19 protein-coding genes and 1 other RNA gene are annotated in these 24003 nt (G+C 58.1%); 11 read left to right on the top strand and 9 right to left on the bottom strand.

Features of this window, described 5'->3' with window-relative positions; genetic code table 11:
• Positions 1–90 precede the first annotated feature (90 nt).
• Together xdhB and xdhA are read right to left on the bottom strand one after the other, a co-directional pair.
• Positions 91–2490: a xanthine dehydrogenase molybdopterin binding subunit gene (xdhB, locus tag ACMGF5_RS00885; RefSeq protein ID WP_115274212.1), complete on the bottom strand. Its 2400-nt coding sequence runs from the start codon at positions 2488–2490 to the stop codon at positions 91–93.
• Positions 2483–3937, bottom strand: coding sequence for a xanthine dehydrogenase small subunit (gene xdhA, locus ACMGF5_RS00880; RefSeq protein WP_414156485.1), 1455 nt, complete (start codon positions 3935–3937; stop codon positions 2483–2485). Before xdhA ends, xdhB begins: the two co-directional genes overlap by 8 nt.
• A 267-nt stretch (positions 3938–4204) precedes the next feature.
• Here xdhA and ACMGF5_RS00875 point away from each other — a divergent pair, with 267 nt between their 5' ends.
• The 8 genes from ACMGF5_RS00875 (at position 4205) to ACMGF5_RS00840 (ending at position 15066) form a co-directional block, all read left to right on the top strand.
• Entirely contained in the window at positions 4205–4864 is a 660-nt protein-coding gene (locus ACMGF5_RS00875) for a GntR family transcriptional regulator (RefSeq protein ID WP_012315435.1), read from the top strand.
• A 3-nt stretch (positions 4865–4867) separates the two neighbouring features.
• A complete protein-coding gene (gene smc / locus ACMGF5_RS00870; protein WP_414157515.1) occupies positions 4868–8356 on the top strand; it encodes a chromosome segregation protein SMC in 3489 nt (1162 codons plus the stop codon).
• Positions 8357–8560: 204 nt separating this feature from the next.
• Positions 8561–9439 (top strand): cell division protein ZipA, encoded by an 879-nt coding sequence (zipA, locus tag ACMGF5_RS00865; RefSeq protein ID WP_414157514.1) that lies wholly within the window; start codon positions 8561–8563, stop codon positions 9437–9439.
• Positions 9440–9715: 276 nt separating this feature from the next.
• Positions 9716–12046, top strand: coding sequence for an NAD-dependent DNA ligase LigA (gene ligA / locus ACMGF5_RS00860; RefSeq protein WP_414157513.1), 2331 nt, complete (start codon positions 9716–9718; stop codon positions 12044–12046).
• Positions 12047–12178: 132 nt separating this feature from the next.
• Positions 12179–12275, top strand: an RNA gene (ffs, locus tag ACMGF5_RS00855) — signal recognition particle sRNA small type.
• A gap of 319 nt (positions 12276–12594) precedes the next feature.
• A complete protein-coding gene (locus tag ACMGF5_RS00850; protein WP_414157512.1) occupies positions 12595–13569 on the top strand; it encodes a hypothetical protein in 975 nt (324 codons plus the stop codon).
• 5 nt (positions 13570–13574) lie between these two features.
• Positions 13575–14183 (top strand): hypothetical protein, encoded by a 609-nt coding sequence (locus ACMGF5_RS00845; RefSeq protein WP_146050513.1) that lies wholly within the window; start codon positions 13575–13577, stop codon positions 14181–14183.
• Between the two features lie 166 nt (positions 14184–14349).
• Positions 14350–15066: an HNH endonuclease gene (locus ACMGF5_RS00840; protein ID WP_414157511.1), complete on the top strand. Its 717-nt coding sequence runs from the start codon at positions 14350–14352 to the stop codon at positions 15064–15066.
• A gap of 211 nt (positions 15067–15277) precedes the next feature.
• Here the strand turns inward: ACMGF5_RS00840 and ACMGF5_RS00835 are convergent, their stop codons facing one another.
• The 4 genes from ACMGF5_RS00835 to ACMGF5_RS00820 all read right to left on the bottom strand — a co-directional run bounded on the left by ACMGF5_RS00835 (position 15278) and on the right by ACMGF5_RS00820 (position 17016).
• A complete protein-coding gene (locus tag ACMGF5_RS00835) occupies positions 15278–15889 on the bottom strand; it encodes a recombinase family protein (protein ID WP_392525464.1) in 612 nt (203 codons plus the stop codon).
• A 163-nt stretch (positions 15890–16052) separates the two neighbouring features.
• Entirely contained in the window at positions 16053–16421 is a 369-nt protein-coding gene (locus ACMGF5_RS00830) for a hypothetical protein (RefSeq protein ID WP_414157510.1), read from the bottom strand.
• Between the two features lie 104 nt (positions 16422–16525).
• Complete coding sequence (locus ACMGF5_RS00825; protein ID WP_414157509.1) at positions 16526–16732, bottom strand: hypothetical protein; 207 nt, start codon at positions 16730–16732, stop codon at positions 16526–16528.
• Positions 16733–16764: 32 nt separating this feature from the next.
• Entirely contained in the window at positions 16765–17016 is a 252-nt protein-coding gene (locus tag ACMGF5_RS00820) for a helix-turn-helix domain-containing protein (RefSeq protein ID WP_414157508.1), read from the bottom strand.
• A gap of 115 nt (positions 17017–17131) precedes the next feature.
• On the opposite strand from ACMGF5_RS00820, the gene ACMGF5_RS00815 reads away from it, so the two are divergent.
• Positions 17132–17446, top strand: a complete 315-nt coding sequence (locus tag ACMGF5_RS00815) for a hypothetical protein (RefSeq protein WP_119688560.1) — start codon at positions 17132–17134, stop codon at positions 17444–17446.
• A gap of 840 nt (positions 17447–18286) precedes the next feature.
• Here the strand turns inward: ACMGF5_RS00815 and ACMGF5_RS00810 are convergent.
• The 3 genes from ACMGF5_RS00810 to ACMGF5_RS00800 form a co-directional block, all read right to left on the bottom strand.
• Positions 18287–18844 (bottom strand): hypothetical protein, encoded by a 558-nt coding sequence (locus tag ACMGF5_RS00810; RefSeq protein ID WP_414157507.1) that lies wholly within the window; start codon positions 18842–18844, stop codon positions 18287–18289.
• A 374-nt stretch (positions 18845–19218) separates the two neighbouring features.
• The gene (locus ACMGF5_RS00805; RefSeq protein WP_414157506.1) at positions 19219–20511 is read right to left on the bottom strand and encodes a site-specific integrase; all 1293 of its coding nucleotides are present in this window, start codon (positions 20509–20511) and stop codon (positions 19219–19221) included.
• A gap of 268 nt (positions 20512–20779) precedes the next feature.
• Positions 20780–21193, bottom strand: a complete 414-nt coding sequence (locus ACMGF5_RS00800; protein ID WP_119687518.1) for a helix-turn-helix domain-containing protein — start codon at positions 21191–21193, stop codon at positions 20780–20782.
• 82 nt (positions 21194–21275) lie between these two features.
• Between ACMGF5_RS00800 and ACMGF5_RS00795 the strand changes: the two genes are divergently transcribed.
• Together ACMGF5_RS00795 and dnaX are read left to right on the top strand one after the other, a co-directional pair.
• A complete protein-coding gene (locus tag ACMGF5_RS00795) occupies positions 21276–21761 on the top strand; it encodes a DUF2938 domain-containing protein (protein ID WP_046785300.1) in 486 nt (161 codons plus the stop codon).
• Between the two features lie 138 nt (positions 21762–21899).
• Positions 21900–23975 (top strand): DNA polymerase III subunit gamma/tau, encoded by a 2076-nt coding sequence (gene dnaX / locus ACMGF5_RS00790; protein ID WP_414157505.1) that lies wholly within the window; start codon positions 21900–21902, stop codon positions 23973–23975.
• Positions 23976–24003: the final 28 nt, after the last annotated feature.

Genomic DNA, 24003 nt, shown 5'->3' with positions numbered 1-24003 from the left:
GGCCCCAAGAATCTCCATTGCTGCACAGATCTTGGGGCCGCTGCGCAGCCCTTTCGCGACACAAGGCCGCTCCTACACAGGTCTGCGGCGTCAGTGAGTGGAGGTTTCCAGTTCCTGCAAGGCAGGCTGCGCGGCAGTTACTTGCTTGCGCATCTGCTCGCACCCCCACAGCACCCGCTCCGGTGTCGCCGGTGCGTCGATGTTCGGTTGCAGCCGGTAATCGGCAATGCTGGCCACGGCATCCTTGATCGCGCACCAGGCGGCGATGCCGAGCATGAACGGTGGCTCGCCAACCGCCTTGGAGTGGAACACGGTGTCTTCCGGGTTCTTGCGGTTTTCCACCAGTTTCACCCGCAGATCCAGCGGCATGTCGGCCACGGCCGGGATCTTGTAGCTGGCCGGGCCATTGGTCATCAGCTTGCCCTTGGCATTCCACACCAGCTCTTCGGTGGTCAGCCAACCCATGCCCTGGATGAAACCGCCTTCCACCTGGCCAATGTCGATGGCCGGGTTCAGCGAATCGCCGACGTCGTGCAGGATGTCGGCGCGCAACATCTTGTACTCGCCGGTCAGGGTATCGACGACCACTTCGACGCAGGCGGCGCCGAAGGCGAAGTAGTAGAACGGCCGGCCGCGTGCCTGGCTGCGGTCGTAGAAGATCTTCGGCGTGCGGTAGAAGCCGGTACTCGACAGCGACACCTGGGCGAAGTATGCCTGCTGCACCAGTTGTTCGAAGCTGACGATCTGGTCGCGCACGCGCACATGGCCGTTGCGGAACTCGACGTCCTCCTCGGTAACCTGATAATGCCGCGCGGCGAACTCGGTCAGGCGCTTTTTGAGAATCTCGGCGGCATTCTGCGCCGCTTTGCCGTTCAGGTCGGCGCCGCTGGATGCCGCCGTTGGCGAGGTGTTGGGCACCTTGTCGGTATTGGTGGCGGTGATCTGGATGCGGCTGAAATCAACCTGGAAAATCTGTGCAACGACCTGGGCCACCTTGGTGTTCAGGCCCTGGCCCATCTCGGTGCCGCCGTGGTTCAGGTGGATGCTGCCATCGGTGTAGATATGGATCAGCGCGCCGGCCTGGTTGAGGAAGGTGGCGGTGAACGAGATGCCGAACTTGACCGGGGTCAGCGCCAGGCCTTTCTTGAGGACTGGGCTGTTGGCGTTGAAGCGGCGGATCGATTCGCGGCGTTCTGCGTAGTCGCTGCTGGCTTCCAGTTCGGCCGTCATCTCCTCGAGCATGTTGTGCTCGACGGTCTGGTAATAGTGGGTGACGTTGCGCTCGGTCTTGCCGTAGTAGTTGGCCTTGCGCACTGCCAGCGGGTCACGGCCCAGGTGACGCGCAATGTGGTCCATCACCTGCTCGATGGCAACCATGCCTTGTGGGCCGCCGAAGCCGCGGTAGGCGGTGTTGGAGGCGGTGTTGGTCTTGCAGCGGTGGCCGTGCACGGTGGCATCGCCCAGGTAGTAGGCGTTGTCGGAGTGGAACATGGCACGGTCGACGATCGAGCCGGAAAGGTCGGGCGAGTAGCCGCAGTTGCCGGCCAGGTCCATGTTGATGCCTCGCAGGCGCCCGTCGTCATCGAAGCCGACGTCGTACTCGACATAGAAGGGGTGGCGCTTGCCGGTCATCATCATGTCTTCGACGCGCGGCAGGCGCATCTTGGTCGGTTGGCCGGTCAGGCGTGCGATCACCGCGCACAGGCAGGCCGGGCTGGCGGCCTGGGTTTCCTTGCCGCCGAAGCCGCCGCCCATGCGGCGCATGTCGAGCACCACCTTGTTCATCGGCACGTCGAGCACTTCAGCGACCAGCTTCTGCACTTCGGTAGGGTTTTGCGTGGAGCAGAAGACGATCATGCCGCCGTCTTCGGTGGGCATTACCGAGGAAATCTGCGTCTCCAGGTAGAAATGCTCCTGGCCGCCGATATGCAGGGTGCCCTGCAGGCGGTGCGGGGCGCTGGCCAGGGCGGTGGCCGAATCACCGCGCTGGTGGGTGTGGCTGTCGAGTACGAAGTGCTTCTTGCGCAATGCCTCGACCACGTCCAGTACCGGCTCCAGGTCTTCGTATTCGATGATCGCCGCCATTGCTGCACGGCGCGCGGTGTCCAGGTCGCGCGCGGCCACGGCGAGCACCGGCTGGCCGAAGAACTCGACCTTGTCGATGGCCAGCAACGGGTCACCGGCCACCACCGGGCCGATGTCCTTCAGGCCAGGAATGTCCTCGTGGGTGATGGCGATGCGCACCCCTTCGAAGGCATAGCAAGGTGTGGTATCGATGCGCAGGATGCGTGCGTGGGCACGGTCGGCGGTGCGCGCATAGACGTGCAACTGGTTGGGGAATTCCAGGCGGTCGTCGATGTACACCGCTTCACCTGCCACGTGCTTGTCGGCGCTGTCGTGCTTGACGCTGCGGCCAACCCCGTTGGTCAGGTCCTGGCTGAACAGTTCGGCCATCTCGGCCTGGCTCTTGACGGCGTGATGGTTAGACATAGTCGGTCACCCGGGTTTCGATGTGCGGCGTTTGCTGTTCGATGAAGTACTTGCGCAGCAGGTTCTGCGCGGCCAGCAGGCGGTATTCCTTGCTGGCGCGGAAGTCGCTGAGCGGGGTGAAGTCCTCGGCCAGGGCCTGGCAGGCGCGCTCCAGGCTCGCCTGGTTCCAGGGCTTGCCGCGCAGGGCTGCTTCACAGGCGCGGGCACGTTTGGGGATAGCGGCCATGCCACCGAAGGCAATGCGCACCCCGCTGACCACGCCGTCTTCGATGCTCAGGTTGAAGGCGCCGCACACGGCCGAGATATCGTCATCCAGACGCTTGGAGACTTTATAGGCGCGGAAGGCCCAGTCATTGCTGGCTCGCGGTACGATGATCTTCTCGATGAATTCGCTGTCCTGGCGGGCAGTGATGCGGTAGTCGATGAAGTAGTCCTCCAGCGGCATCGTGCGCTGGCGGTCGCCCTGGCGCAGCACGATCTGTGCATCGAGGGCGATCAGCAAGGGCGGTGAGTCGCCGATCGGCGAGGCGTTGCCGATGTTGCCGCCCAGGGTGCCCTGGTTGCGGATCTGCAGCGAAGCGAAGCGGTGCAGCAGGTCGCCGAAATCGGGGTATTCCTCATTGAGCGCGCCGTAGCAATCGGTGAGCGGCGTGGCGGCGCCGATTTCCAGGTGGCTGGCGGTCTTGTCGATGCGTTTGAGTTCGGCCACGTGGCCGACATAGATCATCACCGGCAAGGTCTTGTGGAACTGGGTGACTTCCAGCGCCAGGTCGGTGCCGCCTGCCAGCAAGCGCGCTTCGGGGTGCGAGCTGTACAGGTCGGCGAGGTCGGCCACGGTCAGCGGCACCAGGCAGCGCTTGTCGCCGCTGTTGAGCTCGCCGGTCTGGGTTGGTGTGATGGCTTTCAGGCGGCTGATGGTCTGCGCTTTTTGCGCGTCGAACTGATCGCGGCAGGGTTGGCGGCAGCTCTGTTCGGCAGCATCGAGAATCGGCCGGTAGCCGGTGCAGCGGCACAGGTTGCCCGCCAGCGCCTCCTGGGCCTGATGCAGGTCGTGGCCCTGGCTGTTTTTCTGCAGGGCGAACAACGACATGACGAAGCCTGGGGTACAGAAGCCGCATTGTGAACCGTGGCAGTCGGCCATGGCTTGTTGCACGCTATGCAGTTCACCTTGGTGCTTGAGGCCCTCGACGCTGATCAGTTGCTTGCCGTGCAGCGACGAAACGAAGGTCAGGCAGGAGTTGAGGCTGCGGTAGCGCAGAGTGTCCTGGCCTTGATCATCCTGGGTCAGCTCGCCGACCACCACGGTGCATGCGCCGCAGTCGCCACTGGCGCAGCCTTCTTTGGTGCCGGGTTTGCCCAGGTGCTCACGCAGGTACTGCAGCACCGTCATGTTCGGGTCCAGGGCGTGCTCGCTGCGCAGCTCCTGGTTGACGAGAAACTGGATCACGGGGATGGCCTCGCAATGGTTTTATTGTTGTTGAGCGGACAATAAGCAGAGCTGACACGATGGTCAATAATTTTCTGACTTGAAGGTCAAGAAATTCTCCGCACGGTAGTCTGGCCGCCCAGCCTGCCCATATACAAAGCATAGATCGGGCCGCCTTGACCGTTGTCTGGCGGCTCAAATAAAGGCTGTCGCCCCTCTGCGCGACTGCTGGCCAAGTGCGCTACAATCGTCCGCTTGTGCCCAGTTCAATGATTTTGAAGGAAAACCATGACGTTCAAGGCGCCGGACAGCCTCTCCGAGCAGATTGCCGACTACCTGGCCGAACGCATCATCCGCGGCGAGCTCGAGCCGGGTGAGCGCATCCAGGAGCAGAAGGTCACCCAAGCGTTGAATGTCAGCCGCGGCTCGGTGCGTGAAGCGTTGTTGATCCTCGAACGTCGTCATCTGGTTGCGATCCTGCCGCGCCGCGGCGCCCATGTGACCAGGCTCGACGAGCGCAGCGTGCGCAGCCTGTGCGCCCTCATGGGCGAGTTCTACATTCTGCTGGGTAACGCCGTTGCGCAGAAATGGCGCACCGACGCAGACCTGCGCCCGTTCCTGGACATCCAGCAACGCCTGCAGCAGGCCCGTGAACAAGGTGACATCAAGGCCTTCGTCGCCGACAGTTTTGCCGTGATGCGCGCCGCCTATCCGTTTGCCGACAATCCTTACCTGCAGGAAACCGTCGAAAACCTGCAGCCGGCCATGAGCCGGGCCTATTATCTGGCCCTCGACCAGCGCCAGGCCAACATGCTCGATTACCTTGACCTGTTCGCCCACCTGCTCGACGCCGTGGTCGCCCGTGATCTGCCGCGCATCCGCGAGGTACTCACCGCCTATTGCCAGCGCAGTTGCGAGCTGGTGCTGGCGGCGCTGGCCCGAGGCTGACCGATGCGCCTGAAGTGCATTCGCCTGGCCGGGTTCAAGTCGTTCGTCGACCCGACCACCGTCAACTTCCCCAGCAACATGGCGGCCGTGGTCGGGCCCAATGGCTGCGGCAAGTCCAACATCATCGATGCGGTGCGCTGGGTGATGGGCGAAAGCTCGGCGAAGAACCTGCGTGGCGAGTCGATGACCGATGTCATCTTCAACGGCTCCACCAGCCGCAAACCGGTCAGCCAGGCCAGCATCGAGCTGATCTTCGACAACAGCGAGACCACGCTGCTGGGCGAATATGCCGCCTATGCGGAAATCTCCATCCGCCGCAAGGTCACCCGTGACGGGCAGAACACCTATTACCTGAACGGCACCAAATGCCGCCGCCGCGACATCACCGACATCTTCCTCGGCACCGGCCTGGGCCCGCGCAGCTACTCGATCATCGAACAGGGCATGATCTCCAAGCTGATCGAGGCCAAGCCCGAGGAGCTGCGCAACTTCATCGAAGAGGCGGCGGGCATCTCCAAGTACAAGGAGCGCCGCCGCGAGACCGAAAGCCGCATCCGACGCACCCAGGAGAACCTGGCGCGCCTGACCGACCTGCGCGATGAGCTCGAGCGCCAGCTCGAACGCCTGCACCGCCAGGCGCAGGCCGCTGAGAAATACCGTGAGTACAAGGCCCAGGAACGGCAGCTCAAAGCACGTTTGGCGGCGCTGCGCTGGCGTGACCTGGATGAACGCGTACGCCAGCGCGCGTCGGTGATTGGCGATCAGGACGTGGCCCATGAGGCGCTGGTTGCCGAACAGCGCAATGCCGATGCGAGTATCGAGCGCCTGCGTGACGGCCATCACGAACTGTCCGAGCGCTTCAACCAGGTGCAGGGGCGCTTCTATTCGGTGGCCGGTGACATTGCCCGGGTCGAGCAGAGCATTCAGCACGGTCAGCAGCGCCTGCGCCAATTGCAGGATGACCTGAAGGAAGCCGAGCGCACGCGCCAGGAAACCGAGTCACACCTTGGGCATGACCGCACCCTGCTGGCGACTCTCGGTGAAGAGCTGGCGATGCTCGAACCGGAGCAGGAAATGACCTTGGCCGCAGCCGAAGAGGCTGCCGCTGTCCTCGAAGAGGCCGAGTTGGGCATGCATGGCTGGCAGGAGCAGTGGGACAGCTTCAACACCCGCTCCGCCGAGCCCCGGCGCCAGGCCGAAGTGCAGCAGTCGCGTCTGCAGCAGCTTGAAGCCAGCCTGGAGCGCATGGCCGAGCGCCAGCGCAAGTTGGGCGAGGAGCGCGACCAGTTGGGCGCTGACCCGCAGGACAGCGCCATGCTTGAGCTGGCCGAGCAGCTGGCTGCCAGCGAGATATTGCTTGAAGAGCTGCAGCTGTCCGAAGAGCAGGTGGTCGAGCGCCTGGAGGGCGTACGCGCGCAATTGCAGCAGGCGACCCAGGCTCAGCAGCAACAGCAAGGCGACTTGCAGCGCCTGGGGGGCCGTCTGGCATCCCTGGAGGCACTGCAACAGGCCGCGCTCGAGCCCGGGGCCGGTGCTGCCGAGTGGCTGCGCGGGCAAGGTCTGGAGCAGCGGCCGCGCCTGGCGCAAGGGCTGCGTGTGGAACCGGGTTGGGAGCTGGCGGTGGAAACCGTGTTGGGCGCTGACCTGCAGGCCGTGCTGGTGGAGGACTTCACCGGCCTGGATTTTGCCGAGCTGGAGCAAGGCGAGCTGCGTCTGTTGGTGGCGGGGCAGGAAGGTGCACGCCGGCCCGGCAGCTTGCTCGACAAAGTCGAGGGGCACACCGACCTGGCCCCTTGGCTGGCCCAGGTCCGGCCAGTTGAAGACCTGGCTCAAGCCCTCGCTGAACGCGCCGGGCTTGGCGAAGGCCAGAGCCTGGTCAGCCGCGATGGTTACTGGGTTGGTCGGCATTTTCTACGCGTCAGCCGGGGGGGCGACTCTCAAGGTGGAGTGCTGGCACGGGGGCAGGAAATCGAGCGCCTCGGCCAGGAGCAGCTGGAGCTGGAAGCTACGCTGGAGCAGATGGAGCAACAGCTGCAAGCCTTGCGTGAGCAGCAACTGGGCCTGGAAGAGCAGCGCGAGCAGCTACGCCGTAGCACCCAGGAAGAGAGCCGCCAGCATGGCGAGCTCAAGGCCAGCCTTTCGGCAGGCCGGGCCCGTGCCGAACAGGTGGAGCTGCGTCGGCGCCGGCTGCAGGAAGAATTGAGCGAACTTCAGGAGCAGCGCGCTCTGGAGCATGAGCAACTGGGCGAAGCCCGCCTGGTGCTGCAAGAGGCCCTGGACCTGATGGCCCAGGACACCGAGCAACGCGAACAGTTGATGGCCCGCCGCGATACCCTGCGCGAAGGCCTTGACCGGATCCGCCAGGAAGCTCGCCAGCACAAGGATCACGCTCACCAGTTGGCTGTGCGCCTGGGATCACTGCGCGCCCAGCACGACTCGACCCGCCAGGCCCTGGAACGTCTGGAGCTGCAGGCGGCACGCCTGAGCGAACGGCAGGAGCAGCTGAGCCTGAACCTGGAGGAGGGCGAGGCACCGCTGGAAGAGCTGCGCCTGAAGCTGGAAGAGCTGCTTGAGCGGCGCATGAGCGTCGACGAAGAAATGCGCCAGGCGCGCTTGCACATGGACGAAGCCGATCGTGCCCTGCGCGACGCCGAAAAGCGCCGCACCCAGGCCGAGCAGCAGGCGCAGTTGCTGCGTGGCCAGCTCGAGCAGATGCGCCTGGAGTGCCAGGGGCTGGATGTGCGGCGCAAGACCTTGCAGGAGCAATTGCTGGCTGACGGCTACGATTTGCAGGGTGTGCTTGCCACCGTCGAGGCCGAGGCCAGCGAACAGGGTACCGAACAGGAGCTGGAACAGATCGACGCCCGTATTCAGCGTCTGGGCGCGATCAACCTGGCCGCGATCGAGGAGTACGAACAGCAGTCCGAGCGCAAGCGCTACCTTGATGCCCAGGACGCCGATCTGGTCGAGGCGCTGGACACGCTGGAAAACGTCATCCGCAAGATCGACAAGGAAACCCGCAACCGCTTCAAGGATACCTTTGATCAGATAAATGCCGGATTACAGGCACTTTTCCCAAAAGTTTTCGGTGGTGGCAGCGCTTATCTGGAACTGACGGGCGAAGATCTACTCGATACAGGGGTGACGATCATGGCGCGCCCACCGGGCAAGAAGAACAGCACCATCCATTTGCTGTCCGGCGGCGAGAAGGCACTGACCGCATTGGCGCTGGTGTTTGCCATCTTCAAGTTGAACCCCGCACCGTTCTGCATGCTCGACGAGGTCGATGCGCCGCTGGACGATGCCAACGTCGGCCGGTATGCCCGGTTGGTCAAGGAAATGAGTGAAAGCGTGCAGTTCATCTACATCACCCATAACAAGATTGCCATGGAGATGGCGGATCAATTGATGGGGGTAACCATGCATGAGCCTGGGTGTTCACGTCTTGTTGCAGTGGATGTGGAGGAGGCATTGGCCATGGTCGACGCCTGATGAGCGAAGAGAAGGCGGATTGTGCAGGTAAATGCCCCCGCCATGTGCGACAGACGGTGTAAAGTTGTCTTTGGTCGTGCTAGCTTAATGTCACTCGTTTTTTGCGTGGGTAAAACGCCTGTCAGAACATAGAGTTGGCGCCACGTGTTAAAGGGCTTTGAAGCCTTTGTTTTCAAGCATATTTTTATAGAGGCACGGGATTACATGGAAATCGGTCTGCGCGAGTGGCTGATCCTCATCGGCATCATTGTCATCGCCGGTATTCTTTTCGACGGCTGGCGCCGCATGCGCGGTGGAAAAGGCAAGTTGAAATTCCGTCTGGATCGCAGTTATTCCAACCTCCCGGACGAGGAAGGCAGCGCTGAGGTGCTGGGCCCGTCGCGGGTGCTCGATACCCAGAAGGAACCGGAGCTGGACGAAAGCGACCTGCCGTCGCTCAGCGCGCCGGCGCGTGAGCGCGAGCAGAAACCGGCCAAGGCCAGCAAGCGTGGTAAACGTGCCGCTGAACTGCAGCCGCAGGGCGACCTGGACCTGGTGGCCGAGCAGCGCGAGCCCGACCTGTTCGCCGATGCCGATGACGATTTTGCTGGCGACAACAACCGCAACAGTGGTTTTGCTGATGCGGGCGGTGCTGCCAAGGAGCTGCCGCCGGTCGAAGAGGTGCTGGTGATCAGCGTGATCTCCCGCGACGAAGGTGGCTTCAAGGGCCCGGCGCTGCTGCAGAATATTCTTGAAAGCGGTTTGCGCTTCGGTGAAATGGACATTTTCCACCGTCACGAAAGCATGGCCGGTCACGGCGAAGTCCTGTTCTCCATGGCCAACGCGGTCAAACCCGGCATTTTCGACCTGGACGACATCGACCACTTCAGCACCCGTGCGGTGAGTTTCTTCCTCGGGTTGCCAGGGCCGCGTCATCCGAAACAGGCCTTCGATGTGATGGTCGCTGCGGCGCGCAAGCTGGCCCACGAGCTCAATGGCGAGCTCAAGGATGACCAGCGCAGCGTGCTCACCGCCCAGACCATCGAGCATTACCGCCAGCGCATCGTCGAGTTCGAGCGCCGCGCGCTGACCCAGAAACGCTGATGTCATTGAGCGAGCGGACCATGCCCTGGTCTTGCTCGCTTCGTTTCAAGCGCAAGAGCAGCCTGGGGCTAATGCCAGTCAGTTAGCGTTACCAGGGCTGCTTCGCAGCCCATCGCCGGCAAGCCGGCTCCCACAGATACCATGCAGTTCTTGAGGTCTGCGCTGTGCCTGTGGGAGCTGGCTTGCCGGCGATGGGCCGCAAAGCGGCCCCAAATCGTTTAACTGACTGGCATTGAGCCTAGGGCTGCTCTTTTGCTTTGCAAGAGAACCTGAAGAATGAACGCCGAATCCCGAATCCACGCACTGCGCGCCGAACTCGACCAGCACAACTACCGCTACTACGTACTCGACGAGCCCAGCGTGCCGGACGCCGAGTACGACCGCCTGTTCAACGAGCTCAAGGCCCTCGAAGCCGAACATCCTCACCTGATCACTCCCGACTCGCCCACTCAACGCGTCGGCGGCGCTGCCCTGGCCGCGTTCAGCCAGGTGCGCCACGAAGTGCCCATGCTCAGCCTGGGCAACGCCTTCGAGGAAGCCGACCTGCGTGAGTTCGGCCGCCGTGTGGTGGAAGGCCTCGACCAGCCGGGCGCGGTCGACTACAGCTGCGAGCCCAAGCTCGATGGCCTGGCGGTGAGCCTGCTCTATCGCGATGGCCAACTGGTCCAGGGCGCGACCCGGGGTGACGGCACCACCGGCGAAGACATCAGCGCCAACGTGCGTACCGTGCGCAACATCCCGCTCAAGCTGCAGGGCAAAGGTTGGCCGGCTGTGCTCGAAGTGCGTGGTGAAGTGTTCATGAGCAAGGCGGGGTTCGATCGCCTCAATGCCGCACAGGCCGAAGCCGGGGGCAAGACCTTCGCCAACCCGCGCAACGCAGCTGCCGGCAGCCTGCGCCAGTTGGACTCGAAGATCACCGCCAACCGCCCGCTGGAATTCTGCTGCTATGGCGTTGGCCAGGTCTCGGCAAGCATTGGCGAGAGCCACATCGGTATCCTCGAGCAGCTCAAGGCATGGGGCTTGCCGATCAGTCGCGAGCTCAGGCATGCGGCTGGTATCGAGGAGTGTCTGGCTTACTACCGCGATATCGGCGAGCGGCGCAACAGCCTGCCGTACGAAATCGATGGGGTGGTGTTCAAGGTCAACAGCCTGGCCTCCCAGCGCGAGCTGGGCTTTCGCGCCCGCGAGCCGCGTTGGGCCATCGCCCATAAGTTCCCGGCCATGGAAGAGCTCACTGAGGTGCTGGATGTGGAATTCCAGGTCGGGCGTACCGGTGCGGTCACGCCGGTTGCACGCCTCAAGCCGGTCAAGGTGGCTGGCGTGACCGTGTCCAACGCCACCCTGCACAACATGGACGAGATTGCCCGGCTGGGCCTGCGCATCGGCGATACGGTAATTATCCGCCGTGCCGGTGACGTGATCCCGCAAGTCATGCAGGTGGTGCTTGAACGCCGTCCTGAAGACGCCCGCCCGGTGCAGGTGCCAAGCGCGTGCCCGGTGTGTGGCTCCCAGGTTGAGCGTACTCAGCTGGTCAAGCGTAGCAAGGGCAAGGAAACCACCAGCGAAGGCGCGGTGTACCGTTGTGTCGGCCGCCTGGCCTGTGGTGCCCAGCTCAAACAGGCGATCATTCACTATGTTTCGCGGCGAGCCATGGATATCGACGGCCTAGGCGAGAAGAGCGTCGAGCAGTTGGTGGACGAAGGCCTGATCGGTTCGCCGGCGGACCTCTACAAGCTGCAATTCGACCAGATCGTCGGGCTGGAGGGATTTGCCGAAGTCTCCAGCAAGAAACTGCTGGATGCCATCGAGGCCAGCAAACGCCCGAGCCTGGCGCGCTTCATCTATGCCCTGGGCATCCCGGATGTGGGGGAGGAGACCGCCAAGGTACTGGCCCGCTCGCTGGGCAGCCTGGCACGGGTGCAGCAGGCGTTGCCGCAGGTGCTGACATACCTGCCGGACATTGGTCTGGAAGTGGCCTACGAGATCCACAACTTCTTTGAAGACGAACACAACTGCAAGGTCATCGAACAGTTGCTCGCTTGCGGCATGCAGTTGCAGGACGAAGGCGAGCTGGCGGCCGAGTTCGCTGCCAGCACCACCCTGGCCGGGATGATCGCCAAGCTCGACATCGCTTCGGTCGGGCCCACGGGCGCTGAAAAGCTGGTCGCCAAGCTGGACAGCCTGGACAAGATCATCGCGGCCGACGGCATCGACCTGCGTCAGGCGCTGGCAGCGAAACAGGCCGAAGCCGTGCGCGAATTTTTCAAGGACGAGGCCAACCAGAAGCTGGCCAGAGACATCGAAGCCCAGTTGCTGGCGTTCGGCATGCACTGGAACAGCGAAAAGAAGGTCGCCGAGGGCTTGCCCCTGGCTGGTCAGACCTGGGTGCTGACCGGCACGTTGGAGCGCATGAGCCGCGACATCGCCAAAGAGAAGCTGGAAAGCCTGGGGGCCAAGGTGGCCGGTTCGGTGTCGGGCAAGACACACTGCGTGGTCGCTGGCCCTGGCGCCGGTTCCAAGTTGGCCAAGGCCAGTGAGCTGGGGGTCAAGGTGCTGGATGAGGATGCGTTCGTCGTGTTCCTGGACGAGCAGGGCATTGCCATCTGATTGTACTGGCCTCATCGGTCTGGACAAGTCATTGAGAAATGATGACTTTTTCTCCGGTTAAAGGTTGTAACTTCGCCCCAGACCGGTACAATGGCGCGGCTCGCTGCTTGGCGAGCCGCGTAGTGGTGGCCCCATCGGTCCCCCCGCATTGATTACCCGTTAACCTGGTCAGGCCCGGAAGGGAGCAGCCATAGCGGGAACATCGAGTGCCGGGGTGTGGCTGGTGGGGCCGCCTCCATTACGCAAGTCCTTGAATTCTCAAGGATTTCTTTCTCAAAAATCTCGAAGTGTGACAGCGTTTAGGTACACCTGAGTGGTGCACTGTGCTGGAAATCCTATCGTGTATCCAACAGTTCAGCCACTCCTCGATTTACAGTCGTAAAGAGCGAGTCGTCGCGTGCATGCGGCTGAAATCTTTGCTACGGACTAATTCTGCTGAGTTTTTCCTTCATGCTCTGGCTGCCGACTGCAGTGACAAAGCTGGTTGGTGTCGCTAAAGTTAGCTATCAAATAGCTATCAGAACTCCGAGCTCAGTTAGAGGGACCTAATGTCTAAGCGCCAATACCCCGTCGAGATGGCAAATCTCGTTTGTAAATTCGGGGCGAGAAATCTCCTTGACTATTTTGAAGAAATTGTGTACCCGGCGTTCTCTGATCCTGCCCTTCGAAGGGTGTATTCGGAAACGAAGTATTTCTTTGAAAATGTCGAGTTGGTCACGGTCGATGGACGTGTTTTGCTCGTTGGTCGATTCATCAAAGATATGATCTTTGAACGAGAGCAAGTTTATACTTCTAGCGGGCTGGTAGCCGATCATGATGAAATGCAGTCATCGCCGTCATGTATTTTTGTTTTAGTGCTTGATATTCATAGGTTGATATTCCTTAAAGAAACTAAGGGTGCTCCAAATCTTGACAATTTCAAGTCGACGCTCGAAAATTTCCTTAAGGTCAAATATAAGCTTTACATAGATTCTGTGTATGATGATGCTAAAGAACGCAAAGAGAAGGTGACAAAGAAACAGTTGATGCTTGACAATGTCTCGCCTACTCTAGAGTTGATACCTTTAACATCGGCTCAAAGTATTGATTCGTTCGTGCGTCAGTATGAAGTTCTTAGTTCGGTTACATACAAATTTTCTGACCGAAATGATGAGCATGATAACGAAGGATTCTTTGAGGCTGTTCAGCGTCAGAAGGATGAGGTCGGTAGTAAAACTACTACTATCAAGCACTCAAACTCTGAGGGGTTGGATAAAGAGAGCGTAATTGAAGAGGTTCAGGCTGCAACTGTTCAGGGGAATCAGAAGGTTACGCTAGTCGGTAAGGATAGCTCTGGGACTGAGTTGCGGGGAGATAATGAAAATTTCCAGCTTAAGAGCTTTGTTGAACTAACATCTACAGCGCCTTCTCAAGCTGCACCTACACTGTTCCAAAAGTTTATTCAGTTGGTCGGGGATGGAATGATTCAGGTCGCTGCTCCAACTCAGGCGGCGCTTGCTAAACTTAATCCATATCGTAGGTGAGTCAAGTGAACGATGATTTGTCTCCTAAGGCACTAATGGATGAAAAAAGCTTATGGGCGATTTATGTCAAGGCTAGACGGATTCCTGTAAGCTCTTTTAATTTTTGGGCGACGCTCATCGTTTTTGTCTTGGTGTCCCTTCAGTACTGCATGTTGGAAATTTCTCTTGACGATAAGCTTAAGATAGTTCGTGAGTTTAGTACGATGTCTATTGGGCTTGTTGTCTCTGTTTTGGGGTTTATTCTCGCGGGCTTTACGATTTTTGCTACCATCAGCCAGCCGGATATGTTAGTGGCTATGTCTAGGCATCGTCATGAAAAATCACAGCTTTCGTACTTGAAGAATAATTTCTTTATTTTTATGCGGGTTTTTATATATTATTTGAGCTATACTGTTTTTTGCTTGCTGGTGATAGTCTTCGCTGTTAAAGGAGGGCTGGTTCATAAGGTTGTTCAGCTATCCCCGATATCATGGAAGATTTCGGAGTGGTTGGTAGGCACTGCATATGTAATGCTCTATACGGGTTTTTTCTTTCTGCTTATGCAGTTGAAGTCATTTATTTATAATGTTTATCATACTGTAATGACGGCAATTCGTTGGAAAGCTATTCAGTGATGCCGGTTTTGTAGGTGTATGGCTCTGTCGTTGATTCGTTAGTTTGAAGAGGGCTTTAGGTAGTTGTTTTATCGATGGCGTGCGTTAGATAGATACTGCGATCTACATAGAATTGATTTGTAGTGATAATAATGATTTTGTTGTGATCGCTGTCTTGGAGTGAAAATTGGCAGTTACTAAAGGGCACGGCAATCCAAGATGGACTCGGGATGAGGTCATTCTCGCCTTGGAGCTTTACCAGAGTTGTCATGGTCAGATTCCGGGGCCGGCTGACGATAGAGTTCGTAAATTATCAGAGGAGTTAAGATCATTCCCTCATCATGCACAAGCCGCTCGCCAGCCGTCCTTCAGAAATCCGGATGGGGTGGCGTTTAAACTGCAAAATCTTCGTGCAGTTCATATTGGGGTTGGCCTTAACAATACTTCAAAGACTGATCGGGAGGTGTGGTCCGAATTTGGTCTAGACCCTCAGCTCACAAGTGAATTGGCTGGTGTCATCCGCCATAGCTTAGAGGTTGTCGACCTTCTCCCTAACTTTGATGATGAAGAGGTGTTTGCAGAAGGTAAGGCTGCCACCATGGTGCATATTCGGCGTGAGCGTAGTGCAAAGCTACGAAAAGAATTGATCGCCAGTCGCCTAAAGGTCGGGGAGCTATCATGCGACCTCTGTAAAACTGATGGTTCTAACGTCGATCTTAAAATTAGGGAATCAATGTTTGAGTGTCATCATGTTGTGCCTCTCAGTGTGACTGGTGAGATTAAAACTAAAGTCAAGGATGTGGCGCTGCTCTGTGCTAGCTGTCATCGTTTACTTCATAGGGCTATGGTTACTAGTAAGCGATGGTTTACAGTTGAAGAGGCTAAGAAGTGCTTCTTTAGCTGACGGACGAATTACCCCGCTGCGAAATAGTTGACGCACTACGACATGCGTTTGGGTCCTCTGTTGGTGAAAGTAATTTCAGATTCTTGCCTGAAGTGCTAAGCCAAGTGCGAGGCAGGTAATAGGAGTCGTTCTTGATTCAGAAATAAGTTAAGGTGGCGAGGCGTTAGCCCTTGATTTGAGTGGCAAGGGCGTGGCTGTCGCCTGAGTTGTGTTACGCTGTCTTCACTCGTTGCACGGTAGACACTGCACATCCGACGATCTCGGCGGTCTTGCGGATGCTCTTGCCTGCATCGAGGCATTCTTTGATGCGGTTATGAAGTGCCTGATCGACCTGTCTGCCCTTGTAAACATCTCTGGCCTTGGCATTCTCGATACCCTCAGCCTGACGGCGGCGGCGATCTTCATAGTCCTTGCGTGCAACCACAGCGAGCATATCGAGCAACATTCCGTTCACAGCGTTGATCATGCCTTTGGTGAAGTCGTCTTGATTTTGGGCAGGTTTCAATGCGGCATGACTGGTAGCTAAGTCGAGCGACACCACTGTGACCTTCTTCGCTGCGATGATGGCTTTCAGGCTTGCCCAGTCATCAGGAGAGAGTCGGGACAGCCTGTCTACCTGCTCAATCAGCAGCACATCACCATCATGACTGTCGTCCAGCAAACGAAACAGTTCTGGGCGATGGAGCTTGGTCCCTGATTCGTTCTCTGTGTAGAAGGCGGCGATCTTGTGACCGTTGTCCGCAGCGAATTGAACGAGAGCGCCTTTGGCACGGCTGGCGTCTTGGGAGTCGGTCGAAGCTCGGAGGTAAGCACGGATGAACATGATGGCTAATACCTTGTGCCGTTTTGGGTGTACCGACTATAGGTGTGCTCGTTAGGGTTGTCTAGTGGTTTATTCGGTACACCCTAATGTTGCCGTCTGGCTGTGCTCGTTGACCTATACTCAAATGCTCACGGTTTCCAGCTCGTTTGCCACCCTGAACGGATCACAGTTTAAAGAGCAAAGCCAGCTCAGAATCTGATGTTGATGTAGGTGAAAGGCGTTGATCAATCTCAGTGGCTACAAGTACTCCAGCAGTCCCGACAAGTGGACCGATGAGCATCGCTCCTGCGAGGTTGGCGTCAATAGCCTCCACAATCCCATAAGCCACTAATCCACTTACAGCAGTACCGATAGCCCCGCCTATAGATGGTCCATTGGTAGTCATCGCATGAAGGCCAACCCCAACGGCTGTCGTAACCGCCATGAGTGCGGGACTTACACCGTCGTCTCTTTTCCCGACAAGGTCGAAACTAGCTCTGGCCTCTGCTGCGGTGACCTTTACCAGTGACTCGCTGGTTTCCTTGCGATTCATATCTTTCGTTCCCCGTCAAATCTCAAATCATTCAAGCATGGTAGCATCTTGCCATTGAAAGACCATTCTTCGCTTCCAGTTACGGGCCACGCGACACTGCGTGGTCAAGATCGGAGCGATTCGATCCCTGAGGCGATAGCTTCGGCATTGGTGTCGAGGGTGTGCAGGATGCTCAGCATGTTGTCGTGCACGTTGGTTGACCCGCGTTGACTGATCCAAAGACTCATCTCTTCGAAAGCTGCACGTATGGCGATCTGGTTGAGGTGCAGTAGCTCCAGCGTGTCAGCGGTGATTGAGCTGCGGTCATCCATGATGAATTGTCCTGTGTGGGTTTAATTCGGGCTTACTGGCTTGTCGTGATAGCGTTCTCAAGCTCTTCTACCAGCTCTGGGAGGCTGATTCCCAGCACTTTGCATAAGTCTCGGAGCTGCACAATGTCCAGCCTACGTGTCCCGTTCTCTACGTCACTCATGAATGACTGAGGGCGGTCTAGCGCCTTCGAGCATTCGACTTGTGTGAGTCCTGCCGCTTTTCGGTAGGTCTTCAAAAGCTGTAGAAGGGCCGTGTGCTCTGGTCGATAGATCGTCTTGGGCATAGTCGCTAGCTACTTGAGGGTAGCTGCCCAACCTATATCTGCTTTTCGGATATCTGAATTTCAGATAAATTCTCTCCATTGACCGCCTTTGCGGTCTTTCGCTGACGGAGATTTTATGAACGAGAAGCTTTTTGTGTTGGCCAGTCAAAAGAAAACGACCAACCATGTGCTACACCTGCTGCTCTGCATACCCACTTTCGGGCTGTGGATAATCGTCTGGTTGTTGGTTGCAGGTAGTAACAGCAAGCATAATGCACGGATACAGAAACAGATGAGCCATGTGCTCGACTACAAGGTGCAGGGTCTGAGCGATGTTGAAACCTATCAACGGGTAGCGGCTGACGAAGCAGCCAGCAAACGTAGAAACGACCAGATTTTCGTTTTCACTGTGATCGCTGTGACTGTAGGTCTGTTCTTCCTGCTCAAATAGCCTTTACACCTACAGAGCTGTGCTCGATGCCCTCCACAAAAAGCGGCAATCTTTCAGCTGGTTGCACTGTAGATGACCGTAGGTCAAGGTAGACGCCTCGGTTGATAGGCTGATGCATATGTTATTTAATATTGTATATGTTTATGGTGTTGAGTGGGCAAACCTCAAGCTACGCTTGCCCACAGACCCCAATAATGAAAACTCTAAGATTGAATGCCCCAATGCCTACGCATTGATCGTGCAAAAGATATTACAGCGGTAGCTGTGAATGGTAAGCTTTCTTTTTGTTGGGGGTTGTTGTTAATAGACAACCCCATTGAACGCCCGAAGGGTGTGGTACAACATCTGCTAGAGCATCCACTACTATTGCGCAGCAATGGCTCGTGCATACTGGTAGCAGACTTACTACTAGTCGTACCGACTAACGGCTTACAAGGGGTTGTATAACAACAACAACCCCACAAAACCAAAAAACATTTAAATTAAAATATTCGTAATGCTTCGCATCGGTGCACAACACCTAACAGCTGACGCTGTCCCTGTGCACAACCAGAGAAAAGCGTAGCTTTGGATCTTGGGGCAATTGTTAATTGTTGCCCCTTGTAAATCGGTAGGTTTGAGTAATATCTAAGTTAGGCTGTACCTGTACCGTAAGCGTCAGCTTACAATGTTAAGTTATTTATGTTGGGAGTTGTTGTTATACAACTCCCTAGCTCTGTCGTGTGTACGATCCAAACCTGACGGTTTAAATTTCGCTTCGCTCTTTTATTTCCGACGTTAATTCACTTTTCTATGTTTATCCCTTACAGGTCGCTCGCTTCTCTCTCTATATTTCCGACGTTAATTCGCAAGGCGAAATTCACGAAGGGCGTATCCATATGCGAGGTAGTCACCGTTGCGATGCAGCTGAAGAATCGTCTCTGGAACTGGCTTGACGGGACGATACGTTTCAAGGCGAACCGTGTGATAGGAAAGACGTTTTTCAACGTCTGCGTTATCCCGCAGGCGGTTGAGTTCTTCTGGGTGGTTACGCTCAAGATAAGCGGTGATACCGTCCGCAGCAAAGCGACTCGCTTGAATGACTCGCTCAGCTTGACGCTTCTGGAGTCCACAGTTAATCAATACCTCTGTCTCGAAGGTCGGCAGATAGAGGGCAGCCAGAACATCACGCATCGACACATTTGAAACGTTTCTGGATTGACCGACGGCGGTAAGGATGCTGCCGAACAACAAATCATCCAGCCATGCAGGGCGGACAGGTTCGGCGCCAAGCAATTGCTCAAGAATGCCGAAGAGTGGGTTAGCCGTAACTGAGCGAGGGCGACCGCGTTTTCGTTTTTCTGTAGGGACTACAGTGGTAGCGGTGCTGGGCGAATTCGAGGCGAGTGGGTACATCATGGGATTGGTCTCCGTTTCAAGTTAAGTGCATAGGCATTCCTCTCAGGTTGTGCCGGTTTGGTTTGGTAAATCGCAGACGTTAAAAAGCCCCCTTGCAAGGCACCAATTTGGTGGTCGCGATGGAGGCTTCTCGGCTGTTGTCTACCTACTGGGTAGGGTGCCAAGTCTACAGGATTGCCGAAAAAAAGCAATCCTTAGGTATTGACTTTTGTAACGACCACGCCTGAAAAACTGTTTTTCTGTGCGGGAAACGCGCCTTGCTTAGTTCAAACGCTCCTTTAGCCCCGTAAATACTGGGGTTAGGATGAAAGACTGTAGGTGAACGTCAATTAGGTGTCAGGGTTTAACCAAGGTTTTTGCTGGGTTATTCGAAGTTATTTGATGTGCTTCATGGCCTCGACCATCGCCTTGATTGGCGTCCTGCTGCCGTAGATGCCAAAGGTCACGGAGCTATCTTCATGACCCACCATCCGCTTGATCAATGAATCTTGAACGCCAGCATCACGCAAATCATCAATGAAAGTATGGCGGAAGCTGTGGAAGGTTTTGCGTGGGTCGGTGATGCCATGCTTCGCCTTGTAGCGTCCAAACCATTTTGAGGCGGCGTGGCCACGCTTGCCTCGTACTGCTTCAAGCTCGGGGAAAAGTCGATCAGCCCCAGTGCTTTTGACTGATTCTGCGTACTGCAACATACCCTGTTCAACGAGTGACGGATGGAGGGGAAGAACACGGCGGCTGCTCGCACTCTTGAGGTTCTGGCCTTCATGGCTGTCATCAATACGAAAGCACGGGACACCTTGTTGCTCAATGAAATCATCCACACGCAATTGGCACAGTTCTTCAAGTCGTGCACCAGTGAACCGTCCAAGGAGTGGCAGCCAGTAGCGCCATGGATGCTTCCGGGACTCTTTTCGCAATGCCTCATGGTTCAGTAGCGCAGCTAGGTCGTGTCGTTCAAAGGACAAACGAGCTTCCTTCGCTGATCCTGTCATGACCTTCATGCCCGCAAGCGGGTTTTCTGCCACGTACCCGTTCGCCTTGCACCAGTTGAGGAAGGCGGTGAGTTTGCGTAGCCGGTTGTTCACTGTGACAGCAGTAATGGTCTTGTAGGTGCTGCCTGAGTCGACCACCTGCCTCAGAGTCTTCCCCTTGAACTCGGGGCGTAAGCCGAAATATTGCGGGCATAGGCTGAGCCGTTCCTTTAGCAGGCGTGCTTGGTGCGCATCGAAGGCTTTGGCGGGCATGTCACCCACCAACTCGAAAAGGTCTGATAAGGCTCGCTCGACTTCCTCGGTGCTGACCTGTCGCCATGTGCCTCCCCGTTTCCCTTCCTCTATATAAAGCTTGGAGAGTGCGGCGAGGGTAGGGCTGTCGCTATTCCGTTTCGCTGAGACTGCCTTAGCGATCCGTGGAGCGGTTTGGATAGCGGGCGTGGGTGTAGAGTCCCGCCACTGTGAACAAAGCGTACGAAGCGTCTGGAGGTCTGCAAGAGGGTGCTCGCTAAGGTGGTGATGCAACCGCTGCACCAGTGATGTGGCAATGAACATGGCGCTTTGACGATGCCGTATGTTCAGACTCAAACGCAAAGTGTTACACCTCGGGAATAGGTGCTTTGGCAGCTTGAGATTCAGGTAGTAGAGCGCCCCGCGCTTGATGATGTAGGCCATGGGTGTGACACCAAAGTGTTACAGCAAAGTGTGACAGTGCTGGCTACACCCCAAGTCTTGAGCACCCATGCTGGGTGTGCGTACCGGTAGAACTCTGGTTGCCTCATCAGCCTGAAACCCTTGCCCCATAAGGTCTGCATTGATTACCAGCATGCTTGCATGCGACCTAGGCATGGCCCGGAAGGGAGCAGCCATAGCGGGAACATCGAGTGCCGGGGTGTGGCTGGTGGGGCCGCCTCCATTTCTGGGGTTCAAAAACCTCAGCCTGTCACGATACGGCCTTTCCTCTGGCCCGTTTACCTCGCAGCGCCCCTGCTGCTGACAGCTTCATCAAGCGCTGAAATTTCGGACAGGCCAGGTGGTTTTCCTCTGAGCACTGCGCTGCATGCCGCAGCCCCTTGCCAAGTGCCTGCAAGCGTTTGACCTGTGCATCGATTTCGTCCGCCTTGGCCATCAGCCTCTGCCGATCGACCTGCTGGTCCACCAGCATCGCCCCGACTTCATCGAGGGAAAAACCTGCGGCCTGTCCCAAGGCGATCAGTGCCAGCCTGTCCGTAACATCGGCGGCGAACTGGCGCCGCTGGCCACGCCCGGCAAGTGACTCGAGCAGGCCTTTCTTTTCGTAGTAACGCAGTGTCGACGCAGGGACGCCTGTGCGTTTGGCGACATCGGCAATATCCATTGAGGGGCCTTGACTTGAAGTTGACTTCAACTTCTATGCTGCGTGGCAGGTTGCTTAATGTCAATTTCAGAGGGCTGAATCAATGACGCTTGCCATGCTACAAGCTGCTTTGCTGATCGGGGTCGGTGCTACCGTGATCATGGACCTGTGGGGGATGTTGCTGCGGCGCTTGGGTATCGCCACGCTGAACTTCGCCATGGTGGGGCGTTGGGTAGGGCATCTGCTGCGGGGGCGAGTACGGCATCAGGCAATTGCCAGGGCCGAACCGGTGGCGAACGAGCTGATCTGGGGGTGGTTGATCCATTATGGGATTGGTGTGTTGTTTGCGGTGGTGCTGGTAGGGGTGGCCGGCGAGGGCTGGTTACGCGCGCCGACGGTGTGGCCTGCATTGGCGTGGGGTGTGGTGACGGTGGCGGCGCCGCTGTGCTTCATGCAGCCATTGATGGGGGCAGGGTTCTTTGCCGCCAGGACGCCGACGCCTTGGCGTAATTGTCTGAAGAGTTTGGTTACGCACTTGGTATTTGGGATTGGGTTGTACTTGAGTGCCGGTTTTATTTCGGCTCTTTGAAGAAAGTGCTCGGGATTACAGGTGTCCCAGGATCGTGCGCCAGTTACTCAGCTTAGGCGAGCCATGCAGGGTGCAATTTCGGCCCCGCTCCGCTAGCATTAGCGATCTTCCGCTCGATCAGGCTACGATGGTTTTTCGATGAGTTATCAGGTTCTTGCACGTAAATGGCGTCCGCGCTCGTTCCGCGAAATGGTCGGCCAGGCCCATGTGCTGAAGGCCTTGATCAATGCCTTGGACAATCAGCGCCTGCACCACGCCTACCTGTTCACCGGTACCCGGGGCGTGGGCAAGACGACCATCGCCCGTATTATCGCCAAGTGCCTGAACTGCGAAACCGGCATCACCTCCACGCCATGTGGCACCTGTTCGGTGTGCCGGGAGATCGATGAAGGCCGTTTCGTCGACCTGATCGAGATCGACGCCGCCAGCCGCACCAAGGTCGAGGACACCCGCGAACTGCTCGACAACGTGCAGTACGCCCCCAGCCGCGGGCGCTTCAAGGTCTACCTGATCGACGAAGTGCACATGCTGTCCACGCACTCGTTCAACGCCTTGCTCAAGACGCTGGAAGAGCCGCCGCCCTACGTCAAGTTCATCCTCGCCACCACCGACCCGCAAAAGCTGCCGGCCACCATCCTGTCGCGCTGCTTGCAGTTCTCGCTGAAGAACATGAGCCCGGAGCGGGTGGTCGAACACCTGAGTCATGTCCTGGAGGCCGAGAACGTTCCGTTCGAGCCTGATGCCCTGTGGCTGCTGGGCCGCGCTGCCGATGGTTCGATGCGTGACGCCATGAGCCTCACCGACCAGGCGATCGCGTTCGGTGAGGGCAGGGTGTTGGCCGCCGATGTGCGGGCCATGCTCGGCAGCCTCGATCACGGCCAGGTCTATGGTGTGCTGCAGGCGCTGCTGGAAGGGGATGCGCGGGCGCTGCTGGAGGCGGTGCGCAACCTCGCCGAGCAGGGGCCGGACTGGAGTGGCGTGCTGGCCGAAATGCTCAATGTGTTGCACCGGGTCGCCATTGCCCAGGCGCTGCCCGAGGCGGTGGACAATGGTCAGGGTGATCGCGACCGAGTGCTGGCGCTGGCGTCGGCCTTGCCTGCCGAAGATGTGCAGTTCTATTACCAGATGGGCCTGATTGGCCGACGCGACCTGCCCTTGGCACCCGACCCGCGGGGCGGTTTCGAAATGGTCCTGCTGCGGATGCTGGCGTTCCGACCGGCCGATAGCGACGATGCGCCGAAACCGGTACTAAAGCCGGTGGGGATCAGCCAGGCCACAGCTGATCCTGCAACCCCGGTGGCAGCGCCCACGGTGGTCCCCGACGCGCCTGTCGTTGCTGCCGCAGCACCCGCTGCAGTGGTTGCGGCCCCGCAAGCCGAGCCTGCGGCTGCCGTCGAGGCAATGTCGGCTGCGCCACCACAACCTGAGCCCAAGGCCGAGCTGGCCGAGCCCGAGCCGGCACCGCAAGAGGAAGTCATCGACCTGCCCTGGGAGGAGCCTGCTGCCAAGCCTGCTCCCGTTGCCGTTGAGCCGGAGCCGGAGCCTGCGCCTGCGCCGGCTGCCGCGCCCCAGCCCTCAGTCGCTGAGCCGCAAGATGCCCAGCCGGCCTATGACGAGCCGCCATTCGATCCGTCTGCCTACGCCTCGGCGGGCATGGAGCGTGATGACGAGCCACCGATGGATGAGGACTACTATGGCGGCGAAAGCGACCCGGTGGGCTTCAGCTATCTGGACGAGCTGGTCGAGCACGTTCAGGAAGAGGCCCCCATCGCTGCGCCCGAGCCGCTGCCGGCCGCCAAGCCCGCCACCGGCCTGGCCCTGCAATGGCTGGAATTATTCCCACAGTTGCCTGTGTCCGGGATGACAGGCAACATCGCCGCAAACTGTACGCTGATGGCCGCAGACGGTGACGACTGGCTGCTGCACCTTGACCCGGGTCAGGGCGCCTTGTTCAACGCCACCCAGCAACGCCGGCTGAATGAAGCGCTCAACCAGCACCTGGGGCGCACGCTGAACCTGCGCATCGAGCTTATCCTGCCCGAGCAGGAAACCCCGGCCCAGGCAGCCTCGCGCAAGCGTGCCGAGCGCCAGCAGGACGCCGTGGCGTCGATCGAGCAGGATCCGTTGATCCAGCAGATGATCAAGCAGTTCGGTGCGACCGTGCGGCAGGATACTATTGAACCTGTAGAAGCCCTGGTCAGTCAGGGTCAGTAACGGATAACCATGCGGCCGGCCTGCGGCG

Source organism: Pseudomonas sp. BNK-15 (genome assembly GCF_047456105.1).
Classification (GTDB): Bacteria; Pseudomonadota; Gammaproteobacteria; order Pseudomonadales; family Pseudomonadaceae; genus Aquipseudomonas; species Aquipseudomonas putida_E.
Note: the sequence above shows the minus strand (reverse complement) of the source record. Positions and strands in the feature narration are given on the sequence as shown.

Coding starts and splice junctions, on each gene's coding strand:
- xdhB (WP_115274212.1), bottom strand. CDS start 2,490: ATGTCTAACCATCACGCCGTCAAGAGCCAGGCCGAGATGGCCGAACTG.
- ACMGF5_RS00875 (WP_012315435.1), top strand. CDS start 4,205: ATGACGTTCAAGGCGCCGGACAGCCTCTCCGAGCAGATTGCCGACTAC.
- smc (WP_414157515.1), top strand. CDS start 4,868: ATGCGCCTGAAGTGCATTCGCCTGGCCGGGTTCAAGTCGTTCGTCGAC.
- zipA (WP_414157514.1), top strand. CDS start 8,561: ATGGAAATCGGTCTGCGCGAGTGGCTGATCCTCATCGGCATCATTGTC.
- ligA (WP_414157513.1), top strand. CDS start 9,716: ATGAACGCCGAATCCCGAATCCACGCACTGCGCGCCGAACTCGACCAG.
- ACMGF5_RS00850 (WP_414157512.1), top strand. CDS start 12,595: ATGTCTAAGCGCCAATACCCCGTCGAGATGGCAAATCTCGTTTGTAAA.
- ACMGF5_RS00835 (WP_392525464.1), bottom strand. CDS start 15,889: ATGTTCATCCGTGCTTACCTCCGAGCTTCGACCGACTCCCAAGACGCC.
- ACMGF5_RS00830 (WP_414157510.1), bottom strand. CDS start 16,421: ATGAATCGCAAGGAAACCAGCGAGTCACTGGTAAAGGTCACCGCAGCA.
- ACMGF5_RS00825 (WP_414157509.1), bottom strand. CDS start 16,732: ATGGATGACCGCAGCTCAATCACCGCTGACACGCTGGAGCTACTGCAC.
- ACMGF5_RS00820 (WP_414157508.1), bottom strand. CDS start 17,016: ATGCCCAAGACGATCTATCGACCAGAGCACACGGCCCTTCTACAGCTT.
- ACMGF5_RS00815 (WP_119688560.1), top strand. CDS start 17,132: ATGAACGAGAAGCTTTTTGTGTTGGCCAGTCAAAAGAAAACGACCAAC.
- ACMGF5_RS00810 (WP_414157507.1), bottom strand. CDS start 18,844: ATGATGTACCCACTCGCCTCGAATTCGCCCAGCACCGCTACCACTGTA.
- ACMGF5_RS00805 (WP_414157506.1), bottom strand. CDS start 20,511: ATGGCCTACATCATCAAGCGCGGGGCGCTCTACTACCTGAATCTCAAG.
- ACMGF5_RS00800 (WP_119687518.1), bottom strand. CDS start 21,193: ATGGATATTGCCGATGTCGCCAAACGCACAGGCGTCCCTGCGTCGACA.
- ACMGF5_RS00795 (WP_046785300.1), top strand. CDS start 21,276: ATGACGCTTGCCATGCTACAAGCTGCTTTGCTGATCGGGGTCGGTGCT.
- dnaX (WP_414157505.1), top strand. CDS start 21,900: ATGAGTTATCAGGTTCTTGCACGTAAATGGCGTCCGCGCTCGTTCCGC.